Annotated in this window: 7 protein-coding genes and 1 pseudogene; 2 read left to right on the top strand and 6 right to left on the bottom strand. The window is 65.1% G+C overall.

Annotated features, from left to right (window positions below):
- Together B3873_RS03955 and B3873_RS03950 are read right to left on the bottom strand one after the other, a co-directional pair.
- Positions 1 to 220, bottom strand: a pseudogene (locus B3873_RS03955) (hypothetical protein); the annotation flags it as partial.
- 534 nt (positions 221 to 754) lie between these two features.
- Complete coding sequence (locus tag B3873_RS03950) at positions 755 to 1660, bottom strand: NAD-dependent protein deacetylase (RefSeq protein WP_286864140.1); 906 nt, start codon at positions 1658 to 1660, stop codon at positions 755 to 757.
- A 211-nt stretch (positions 1661 to 1871) separates the two neighbouring features.
- Between B3873_RS03950 and B3873_RS03945 the strand changes: the two genes are divergently transcribed.
- Both B3873_RS03945 and mctP read left to right on the top strand, forming a co-directional pair.
- Complete coding sequence (locus B3873_RS03945; protein ID WP_034332747.1) at positions 1872 to 2051, top strand: DUF3311 domain-containing protein; 180 nt, start codon at positions 1872 to 1874, stop codon at positions 2049 to 2051.
- Positions 2051 to 3544, top strand: coding sequence for a monocarboxylate uptake permease MctP (gene mctP, locus B3873_RS03940; protein WP_034332752.1), 1494 nt, complete (start codon positions 2051 to 2053; stop codon positions 3542 to 3544). The genes B3873_RS03945 and mctP overlap by 1 nt, the downstream gene beginning before the upstream one ends.
- Before the next feature lie 179 nt (positions 3545 to 3723).
- On the opposite strand, the gene B3873_RS03935 is transcribed toward mctP, so the two are convergent.
- From B3873_RS03935 to B3873_RS03920, 4 genes are all read right to left on the bottom strand, one after another.
- A complete protein-coding gene (locus B3873_RS03935; protein WP_286864137.1) occupies positions 3724 to 7530 on the bottom strand; it encodes an ATP-binding protein in 3807 nt (1268 codons plus the stop codon).
- A gap of 156 nt (positions 7531 to 7686) precedes the next feature.
- A complete protein-coding gene (locus B3873_RS03930; protein WP_134223166.1) occupies positions 7687 to 8814 on the bottom strand; it encodes a porin in 1128 nt (375 codons plus the stop codon).
- Positions 8815 to 8904: 90 nt separating this feature from the next.
- Entirely contained in the window at positions 8905 to 9726 is an 822-nt protein-coding gene (locus tag B3873_RS03925) for an SDR family NAD(P)-dependent oxidoreductase (RefSeq protein WP_051156241.1), read from the bottom strand.
- Positions 9723 to 10587 (bottom strand): aldose 1-epimerase (locus B3873_RS03920; RefSeq protein ID WP_286864136.1); only part of this gene is annotated, 865 nt, incomplete at its 5' end. The genes B3873_RS03925 and B3873_RS03920, both read right to left, overlap by 4 nt.

Here is a 10587-nt window from a genome sequence, read left to right as displayed (position 1 = left end):
CCGGTCCCCAGCGCCAGGAGTGCGGCAGGCCGGGCAGGCCCGGTACCCCGGCCACCAGCGCCAGCGTCGCGGCAGGCGGCAAGCTCCACAGCACGATGGCGGCGATGCGCAGCCAGGCGGCGCACGGCAGCTGGAACCACAGCGCAAACCCGCCCCACACGGCCAGGCCCACTGCCAGCAGGCCCAGCACCATCATCATCGCAGCATGCACAACAGCCATCGGCAACATCCTCAACTTGTCTCGGTTCGGTCCAGCCGCATTGTAGCGGCCTTGTCCGCATAAGTTCATGCGAAAGCATTCGTGGCCGTCACGGCGGGCGCGTTCCATAATCGACGACCCGCTTTGTCTTCTCCGAGGAATCCGCATGTCACAGCCGCCCAAGCCAACGCAGCGACTGCCGCGTCCGCTGGCGCTGGCGCTGGCAGGCGGGGAGCATGAGCCCGGCGATATGAAGACATAAACAAAAAAGCCGGACCGCGCTGCTGATTCCGGCGCGGTCCGGCTCAGGTGCAGGGGCCAGTTCTTGCCGAGTTTGAGCGTGCTGGTGGCTTCCAGTCCGGTGGAGAATTCGTAGTAGCGGATCTTGTAGCCCTTCTGCTGCAGCTGCGGCTGCAGGGACTTCAACATGGCAGGTTCGCTTTCCGGGAGAAGAAGGGTCGCCCGCCAGTGTAGGGATGCGCGGCGCGGAACTGAACGAAGCAATCCGCATGTCGATAGTTGATAGTTGCTCGCCGAGGCAAGCGCAGGAGTAGCTCAGGACCCGTCCGCACCCAGCAGGGTGGCCAGGCGCGGCAGCACCGACTCGGCATCCTCGCGCAGCTTGAAGGCCAGCAAGTCATCAGCACGGGTCACGCCACGGTTGATCGCCACCACCGGCTTGCCGGCCGCGGCCACCGTACGCGGGAAGCGGAAACCCGACAACACCATCAGCGAAGAGCCGATCACCAGCATGGCATCACAGGCCTGGGCCGCCGCTTCGGCCTGTGCCGTGCGCGCGGGCGGCACGCCATCGCCGAAGAACACCACGTCCGGTTGCAGCATGCCGCCACAGGCCACGCAGGCCGGCACATGGAAGGCGGCATCGGCCTCCGGTTCCAGGCGGGCATCGCCATCGGGCAAGGCCTCGGCCTGCAGGTTGACGAAGGAGGGATTGCAGCGTGCCAGCTCCTGCTGGATCTCGGCGCGCGGATAGACGGTGTCGCAGGCCAGGCAGCGCACCGCATGGATGCTGCCATGCAGTTCGATGACGTCGCGGCTGCCCGCCTGCTGGTGCAGGCCATCGACGTTCTGGGTCAGGATGCCGCCGAGATGGCCGGCCTGCTGCAATTGCGCCAGCGCGCGGTGCGCCGCATTGGGAACGGCCTGCGACAGGCGTGGCCAGCCCAGCATGCTGCGCGCCCAGTAGCGTTTGCGGGCCGCTTCCGACTGGCGGAACTCGGTGCCCTGGATGGGCAGCCGGCCGCGCCGCACGCCGCTGTCGTCGCGGTAATCGGGAATGCCGGAAGCGGTACTGATGCCGGCCCCGGTCAGGACCAGCACCTGACGATGACGCTGCAACAGCTGCGCCAATGCGGGCAGCAGGTCGGTATCGGCACTGCTGCTCACGTCAGTTGCACCAGGGAAAGCGGCATCACGCGGAATGGACAGACTCGGGCTCATGGCAAGGATTCGCGGGAGGATCACACACGGCAGACTACGCGAATTCGGCCGAGCCTGCAGCCGCGAGGACCGCTCCTGCCAGGGGGCGACGGACGCGATTTTCCGATTCTCCCTATAATTCGCGTGCAACTTTCAAGGCGCACCCGGCCCGCAAGGCCGGGCCAGCGCCGACATAAAAATTCTTCCGCCAAAAGTTCGAGGAGCATCAATCATGCGGCTATTACTTCTGCTGCCTTTCATCGGCCTGCTCTGGGTCCCCTTCTACAACGCCGAATTGCCGAGCCTGTTCGGCTTCCCCTTCTTCTACTGGTACCAGTTCGCCTGGGTACCGCTGACCTCGCTCATCATCTGGCTGGTCTATCGTGATGGCCTGAAGAAGGGAGTCGAATGATGGAGACGTCCAACATCCACTGGACCGCGCTCTGGGTCTTCCTGTTCTTCTTCGTGCTGGTCACCGTGATGGGCTTCCTGGCCTCCAAATGGATGGCCGGCCCCAGCAACAAGGGCGCCCACCTCGATGAGTGGGGCCTGGGTGGCCGCAACTTCGGCACCTGGATCACCTGGTTCCTGGTCGGCGGCGATTTCTATACCGCCTATACCGTCATCGCGGTGCCGGCGCTGGTCTATGCGGTCGGGGCCTACGGCTTCTTCGCCCTGCCCTATACCATCCTGGTCTACCCGATCGTGTTCGTGATCATGCCCAAGTTGTGGCATGCCGCGCACAAGGCCGGCCACGTGACCGCCGCCGATGTGGTGTGGGGACGCTATCAGTCGCGTCCGCTCGAATTCGCCATTGCGCTGACCGGCGTGGTCGCCACCATGCCCTACATCGCCCTGCAGCTGATCGGCATGGAAGTGGTCATCAAGGCCCTGGGCCTGACCGGTGAACTGCCGCTGCTGGCAGCCTTCGTGATCCTGGCCCTGTACACCTACTCGGCCGGCCTGCGGGCACCGGCGCTGATCGCCTTCGTCAAGGACATCATGATCTACATCGTGGTGCTGGTGGCGGTGGTGGTGGTGCCGGCCAAGTTGGGCGGCTATGGTGCCGTGTTCAACTCGGCGCGCGAGGCGTTCGCAATCAAGGGCGGCGCTACCGGCCTGACCCTGAAACCCACACAGTTCCTGCCCTTCGCTTCACTGGCACTGGGTTCGGCACTGGCGGCCTTCATGTATCCGCACACGCTGACCGGCATCTTCGCGGCCAAGGATGCCAATACCATCCGCAAGAACGCCGTGTTCCTGCCGGCCTATACGGTGCTGCTGGGTCTGATTGCGCTGCTGGGCTACATGGCGTATGCGGCGGGCATCAAGGTGCAGGCCAACAACGACGTGGTGCCGGCGCTGTTCAACGGACTGTTCCCGGGCTGGTTCGCGGGCTTCGCGTTTGCGGCCATTGCCATCGGTGCGCTGGTGCCGGCGGCGGTGATGTCCATCGGGGCCTCCAACCTGTTCACCCGCAACTTCTGGAAGCCTTACGTCAATCCTGGCATCAGCCATGAAGGCGAAGCCAAGGTGGCCAAGGTGGTGTCGCTGGTGGTCAAGTTCGGTGCGCTGGTGTTCATCCTGTTCCTGCCGACCAAGTTCGCGCTGGACCTGCAATTGCTGGGCGGGGTGTGGATCCTGCAGACCTTCCCGGCGCTGGTGTTCGGCCTGTTTGTCGGCTGGTTCGGTGCCCGCGCACTGCTGTGCGGCTGGGCCGTGGGCATCGTCGGCGGCAGCTGGCTGGCCTTCAGTGATGGCATCAAGCCGGTCCACAGCTTCCTGATCGGCGGCGAGACCTACACGCTCTATACCGGCCTCATTGCGCTGGCCCTGAACGTGGTGGTGGCCGTCATCGCTAACCTGATCCTGGGCAAGGGCTCGCAGCCTGCATTGAAGCGTTGATGTGATGATGCAAGGATGCATCGGCGTTTGATCAGGCGATGCATCCGCGCATCAGTTCGTCACCGCGCTGCGCCGGCGTTAACCTGAAAGTTGCAACGCCCGTGCATGAAAAAATGCTCCTCAATGAGGAGCATTTTTTTTGCCAGGCTCGGTTCGATGAAGCGCGTTGCGGACCGGGGTCAGCTGCCCTGCCCCGCCTCCGCCAGCAGCGCCACCAGTCGCTCCAGCGGTGCCGGTTTGGTCAGGTGGTGATCGAAGCCGGCGGCGGCCGCTTCCTGGCGATCCGAATCGGCACCGCGGCCGGTGAGCGCGATGAGCTGCATGCGCGCGCCCGCCTCGGTCGCGCGCAACTGCGTGGCCAGTGCATAGCCCGACATGTCGGGCAGGCCGATGTCGATGAAGCCGACATCAGGGCTGACCTCCTGCGCCAGCCGCAAGGCCTCGGCCCCGTTGCCGGCCACATGGGTGGCATGGCCGCGATAATTGAGCAGCATGGCCAGCATGTCGGCATTGTCGAAGTTGTCGTCCACGATCAGGATGTCCAGGCCCTTGCCGCTCTCCGCCTGGGGCAGCTCGCCGGCCGCCTCGCTGCGGTCCTGCGCCGTGGTCTGCGGCAGGCGCACCGCGAAGGTGGCTCCCAGGCCGGGGCCGGGGCTGGTGACCGAGACGCTGCCCTCATGCAGATCCACCAGCCGCTTGACCAGGTGCAGGCCAATGCCCAGGCCGCCCTGGGCGCGATCCACCTCGGACTGGATCTGGGTGAACATGTCGAATACCGTGCCGATATCCTCGGCGGCGAGGCCCACGCCATTGTCACTGATGCTGATGAGGACATCGTCGCCATCCATGCGCGCCATCACGCGGATGAGACCGCCCGGGGGCGTGTATTTCGCCGCATTGTTTAGGATGTTGCTGACCACCTGCACCACGCGATGGGTATCGGCTTGCAGGAAGAGGTCGCTTTCCGGGGCTTCCAGTTCGAGCTTGTGGCGATTCTTCTCGATCAGCGGCATGCTGATCTCGACCGCACTGGCCAGCGCCGACTTGACCGACATGTGCTGCTTCCTCAACTTGATCTTGCCCTCGGTGATGCGGGAGATGTCGAGCAGGTCTTCGATCAGGTGCGCCAGATGGCGGATCTGGCGATCCATCATCTGGTGGATGTTGTGCTGGCGCTCGTTGCCGGCCCCCATCAGCTTCATCACTTCCAGCCCGTTGCGGATCGGGGCCAGCGGATTGCGCAACTCGTGCGCCAGCGTCACCAGGAATTCGCGCTGGCGGCGGTTGATGGTGGTCAGGTCCTGCGCCAGCAACTCCAGGTTGCGCTTGGCTTCGCGTTCCTCATGCACGTCCACGATGGCACCGACGAAACCGCCGGGCTGGTCGTCCTCTGCCTGCAAGGGCGTGCCCGAATCGATCACCCAGCGATAGCCGCCATCGGCATGGCGCAGGCGATAGACGGCGTGGAAAGCGCTGCGTGTCTGCTGGCAGCGGACGAACTCGGTGACGGCGGCCTCGCGGTCCTCCGGATGGATGCAGGCGATGTGGCCGCCATCGGCGATGGCGCTGGCCGGCAGGCCGGTGAAGGCGTGCCAGCGACGGCTGAGATAGTTGGTGCGGCCATCCGGGCCGGTGGTCCAGATGATGGCCGTGGAGGCATCGACCAGCGAACGGAAATAGCGCTCGCTGGCCTGCAGCGCCTCGCGTGCAGCTTGCCGGCGGCGTGCCGCATCCACCTGGCTCTTGACGCGTATCAACAGCTCGGTGGCCGCAAAGGGCTTGACCAGGTAATCATCGGCACCGGCGGCGATGCCCTCGATGCGCGCTTCTTCACCGGCACGTGCCGACAGCAAAATCACTGGCACCTCGCGCGTACGCGCATCACGCTTGATGCGGGCCAGCAGGCCAAAGCCATCCAGCACCGGCATCATCACGTCGCTCAGAACCAGGTCCGGTGGCGCGGCGCGCACGGCTTCCCAGGCGGCCTCGCCGTCGGGACAGGTTTGCACGTCGGCGTAGTCACCGAGCAGGCGCTGCAGGTAGTCGCGCATGTCGCGGTTGTCGTCGGCAATGACAATGCGTACCGGATGCGCCGCGTCGCCTGCCGGAGGCAAGGCCGGGGCCGCAGCGGTGACGGGTTCGGCGGCCGTCGTGGCGAGCAGCGCTGAGGTGGCTGCAGGCAGCCAGGCTTGCGCCTCTTCGACGAAGGCCTGGCCGGGCTGGCGGTCCTGGCTGATCGCCACGGCGTCGGCCCGGATCACGTCATCGGCCTGCAGGTGCGCAGTGCCGAACGGAATCTCGACGAAGAAGGTCGAGCCCGCGCCCGGCACGCTGTGCACGCCGATCTGGCCGTGATGCAGCTTGACCAGCTCCTGGATCAGGGCCAGGCCGATGCCGGTGCCTTCATAGGTGCGGCCGTGCGCATTGTCGATGCGATGGAAGCGCTCGAAGACGCGCGCCTGCTGGTCCAGCGCAATGCCGGAGCCGGTGTCGGTGACCGACAGGCGCACGCTGTGCGCCAGCGGCTCCAGCAGCACCGTGATGCTGCCCTCGAAGGTAAATTTGAAGGCGTTGGAGAGCAGATTGAAGACGATCTTTTCCCACATGTCGCGATCAACGAAGACCGGCTCGGGCAGCGGCGAGGTCTTGACCTCGTAGTGCAGTCCGGCCTTTTCCAGGGTCGAGCGGAATACGCTGGCCAGATCTTCCGTGAGGCTGGCCAGATCAGTGGCGACGAAGCTGGCCTTGGCGCGACCGGCCTCGATGCGCGAGAAATCCAGCAGCGCATTGACCAGCTTGAGCAGGCGCAGCGAATTGCGGTGCGTGACCTCCAGCCGCTTGCGCTGCGCCGGTCCCAGCGGCTCGGCCTGATCGGCCAGGGCATCATCAAGCGGGCCGACCATCAGCGTGAGCGGGGTGCGGAATTCGTGCGAGATGTTGGAGAAGAAGGCGGTCTTGGCGCGGTCGATCTGGGCCAGCTCCTCGGCCTTGCGCTGTTCATGCAGGTAGACCAGCACGTTGGAGACAGCCGTGCTGAGTGCTCCGCCCAGCAGGGCATAGAAATCCTGGTACTCGGCGTCCAGCGCACGGCGTGCACTCACGCCCGCGACCACGAAACCGAAGGGCTGTTCCATCCCGGCCACGGTGACCGGCAGGATCACGGCCTGCACCGGGGCTTCTTCATACGGCCCGGCCACAAAGGGGCCGAAGCGCGCGGCCAGATCGTCGACCTGCACCATGCGCTGTTCGGCCAGAGCCTGGGCGAAAGGCCAGGCTTGCGCATCGTCCAGACGCACGCTGGCCGGGGCCAGCGCACTGTCGGCAGCGATGCCGGCCAAGCCGCGGCGCTGCAGGACATCGCCTTCGAGCTGGTAGAAGAGCGTGAAAGGCAGGTCCAGTTCCATGGCGGCGTGGCGCTGTTCCAATCCCAGGCACAGGTCATCGATGGAGAGGCATTTGCCGAGTGCGGTCGCCAGTTCGCGCAAGGCGGCGGTGCGGCGCGCGCCCAGCACCTTGTCGGTGGATTCGGAGATCGGGTGGAACACGCCCCCCACCTCGCCCGACTCGACCCGGATCGGCGAGAAGGAGAAGGTCATGAAGGCTTCTTCCAGATAGCCGTAACGATCCAGGAACATGCGCTGGTCGCGGATGTAGGTGCCCTCGCCCTGATGCGCGCGGTCGAAGGCATCGCCCACCACCGGCAGGGCGGTGGCCCAGCAGATGCGGAAATCCTGGCCCATCGACTCGGGATGCTTGGCCCCGCAGATGGGGCGGTAGGCATCGTTGTAGATCTGGATGTCGTGCGGCCCCCAGGCGATCAGGATGGGGAAGGTGGAAGACAGGCACAGGCTGACCGCCGTGCGCAGGCTTTGTGGCCAGCTGTCGAGGGGACCCAGCGGGGTGGACGACCAGTCCATCGCACGAATCAGTTTCCCCATCTCGCCACCACCGGAGAGCCAGCTGAATTCCGACTGTTGTTCGTCCACTTCGCTGACCTTTATGTGCGTGAAACCTTCAATAGGCGGTCATGCTACTCCCGATCGCGACGATTGCCCCGTTTTATTGCTCCTTGTGTACAAAAACGACGCCCGGGGCCTGGCGTGTGCGCCCGGGCCATGAGTAGATCGTCGACAGCAGCGCGGTCAGAACGAGGTGCGCAGGCCGGCCGTGATCGCCCAAGGGCTGAAGCCGGGCGAGACCGTCGCGGAGGCCGAATTCAGCAGCGCAAACCCTTGCGTGGAGCGGCTGTTGTTGCGGATGGTCGTGGCGTAGGTATAGAGCTGGGTGCGCTTGGAGAGGAAGTACACGTAACCCACGTCATAGGCCATGGCATGGGCATCGCCGTTCTGCAGACGGCGTGCGGCCCCCAGTTCGACATCGCCTTGCCCAACCGCAATCCTGGCATTGAGCATGACAGCCGAGGAGAACCAGCCGGTGGCATCGGAGCGGGTCGAGTGCAGGTAGTTGGCCCCCACGACGTTGCTGCCGATCTTGTAGGTAGCGGCCACCACCTGGGTGATCTGCGAGGATGCGACTGCAGGGGAGGCGGCGGCATAGTAGCGATAGCGGTTGTAGCCATAGCCCAGCGTGTAGCGGTCGCGCGCATATTGCACATTGGCACCGATGTTGCGGCCTGCTTCACTTTGTACGCCGACATTTTCTGCACCGAAGGAATAGCCGATCTCGCTGGTCAGTCCGCCGAAGAGCACCGGGGTACGGTAGCGCAACGCATTGGGATAGAAGCCGCCAGTCCCGGACGTGCCCAGCGTGGAAGAATGTTCCAGCGACATGATGGCCGCCGGGTTGGCCAGTCCGTAGGTCGAGACATCCGAACTCAGGAAGACCCAGTAAATCGGCAGGTACAGGAGGCCGGCATCGATGCTGCCATAGGACCGGCTGGACAAGCCCACCGACGCACCGCGATTGAACAGGGTCGTGCCGCCGCCAGCGCCGGTATCGGTGGAGAAGCCGGTTTCAAGCTGGAAGTTGGCACTGTTACCGCCGCCCAGGTCTTCGGCTCCACGAAATCCGAAGCGCGATGCTTGCAGGTTGCCGCTGGCCATCGTCGGCGTGGTCGCAACGTTGCGATCAAACTTGCCCACCTGCAAGGCGGCATCTACGATGCCGTAAAAGGTCACGGAGGATTGGGCATGTGCCGTCGATACGCCGCTGGCCAGCAGACCGGCACCGGCCATCATGGCCAGCAGGCGGGCACGATGACGCAGGCTGGAACATGCGGTCTGGGCGAGAGGTATTTTTTTGTATTGCATGAAGTCTCCTGGTGTTGTTATGCGTGGATGAATGCTTGGAGGTCTGTGCAGCGCTGCGAAAGGATGAATGCTTGCGTGATCCGCACTGCCTCAGCCGACTACCGAGACCTGGGCCAGGCCGGCATCGACGATGAGGTTCTGGCCGGTAACGGCGGCGGCCTGGGGGCTGGCCAGGAACAGCACGCTGTCGGCGATGTGCGTGGGCTCGACGCGGAACTTGAGGCACTGCAGGTCGAGGAACTGGCGGTCCGAGCTGGCGTCGCGCCACAGCGCGGTCTGGCGTTCGGTCACCACGGCGCCTGGCAGCACCGCGTTGACGCGAATGCCGGCCTCGCCCAGCTCACGCGCGAGGGTACGGGTGATGCCCGAGATGGCGGCCTTGGAAGCGGTGTAGCCGATCAGGTTGGGACGGCCGCGCAGCCAGGAGATCGAACCGAGATTGATGATCGCGCCACCGCCCGCCTCGCGCATGCCGGGTGCGACGCGCTGGGTCGCGAAGACGTGATGGCTGAGGTTGACCGAGAGCATGTCGTTCCACATCTCTACCGACAGCTCATCGAGACCATGGCGGGTGTCGCGACCGGCATTGTTGACCAGCACCCGGATCGCCCCCAGTGCTGCAGCGGCGTGGTCCAGCACGACCTGATAGGCCGGAATGTCGCGTACGTCGCAGACGGCAAACCAGGGCGTGTGGCGCGCGGGAGCGCTGCCAGGCTGAGCGGCCAGGCGTTGGCACAAGGCCTGGCCGGCGGCCGGGTCGATGTCGCAGAAAGCGACTCGCGCGCCCTGCTCCCAGAATGCCTTGACCAGTGCTTCGCCAATGCCGGACGCGCCGCCGGAAATGAAGACTACCTGCCCGGCCAGCCAGGGATAGCTGGCGCGAGGAAGGGGGGTGGATGGAGAGGTGTTCATGCTGCGCTCCTGGGATCAGAAGATGGCACCGCGCTCAGTGACAGGCGCATCTCGCCTGCCAGGCGTTGACCGGGTTCTAGGATGTGCATGGCGGGGGCGATGCCATGCAGTGCATTGTTGGGATGGCTGACCGGCTCGAAGGCATAGAACGGCTGTCCGGACGGACGGAACAACACGGCGCAGCGCAACGCCGTACTGGCGGTCAGCGTGATGCGGTGATGCGGGCCGGTCAGGATGGCCTGGCCGCTCCAGTCGGTAAAGCAGTTGTCGATCGTCAGCGTGTCGAGATGTCTGGTGTCCGGGGGTGGGACGCTGCCGCAGGGCAGCTTGTCGGGACCATTGAGCAGCATGGCCTGCCAGTGCGTCTGCAACTGCGTGGGTTGCGCCGCCGAGATCAGCGGGAAGAAAGGATGCCAGCCCAAGCCGCAGGGAGCCCGGCGCTGGTCGAGGTTCTCCACCTCCAGTTGCAGCACCAGATCATCGCCCTCCAGCGTGACGACCTGCGTGGCGCGCAAGGCGAAGGGCCACTCGCCTGCTGCGGGCGAGGCATGTTCCAGCTGCATCGTGACCGATTCCGCACTGCTGCTCCGCACCTGCCATGGTCGTTGGAAGCCCAGGCCATGGATGGCGTGCGGTTCGTTGTCGAAGTTGGCGGTGAGCACATACGCCCGGCCCTCGAAGCTGAACGCCGCGTCGGCAATACGATTCGAAAACGGCAGCAAGGGATAGCAGGCGCTGCGCCGCACCAGTCCTTGCTGCAACGCTTCTTCGGCACTGGGCCGCAGCACCGGCTGGCCGCGCCAGCTGGCGGAAGCAAGCGCCCCGCCCAGTGCAGGCAGCACGCGCACCTGCCAGTCGCCC

The sequence above is a fragment of the Herbaspirillum sp. UBA812 genome (genome assembly GCF_002296545.1).
Taxonomy (GTDB): domain Bacteria; phylum Pseudomonadota; class Gammaproteobacteria; order Burkholderiales; family Burkholderiaceae_D; genus Herbaspirillum; species Herbaspirillum huttiense.
This window is presented reverse-complemented; position numbering and strand designations above follow the sequence as displayed.

Excerpts from the sequence above, each read along its gene's own strand:
- B3873_RS03950 (WP_286864140.1), bottom strand. The coding sequence starts at position 1,660 with ATGAGCCCGAGTCTGTCCATTCCGCGTGATGCCGCTTTCCCTGGTGCA.
- B3873_RS03945 (WP_034332747.1), top strand. The coding sequence starts at position 1,872 with ATGCGGCTATTACTTCTGCTGCCTTTCATCGGCCTGCTCTGGGTCCCC.
- mctP (WP_034332752.1), top strand. The coding sequence starts at position 2,051 with ATGGAGACGTCCAACATCCACTGGACCGCGCTCTGGGTCTTCCTGTTC.
- B3873_RS03930 (WP_134223166.1), bottom strand. The coding sequence starts at position 8,814 with ATGCAATACAAAAAAATACCTCTCGCCCAGACCGCATGTTCCAGCCTG.
- B3873_RS03925 (WP_051156241.1), bottom strand. The coding sequence starts at position 9,726 with ATGAACACCTCTCCATCCACCCCCCTTCCTCGCGCCAGCTATCCCTGG.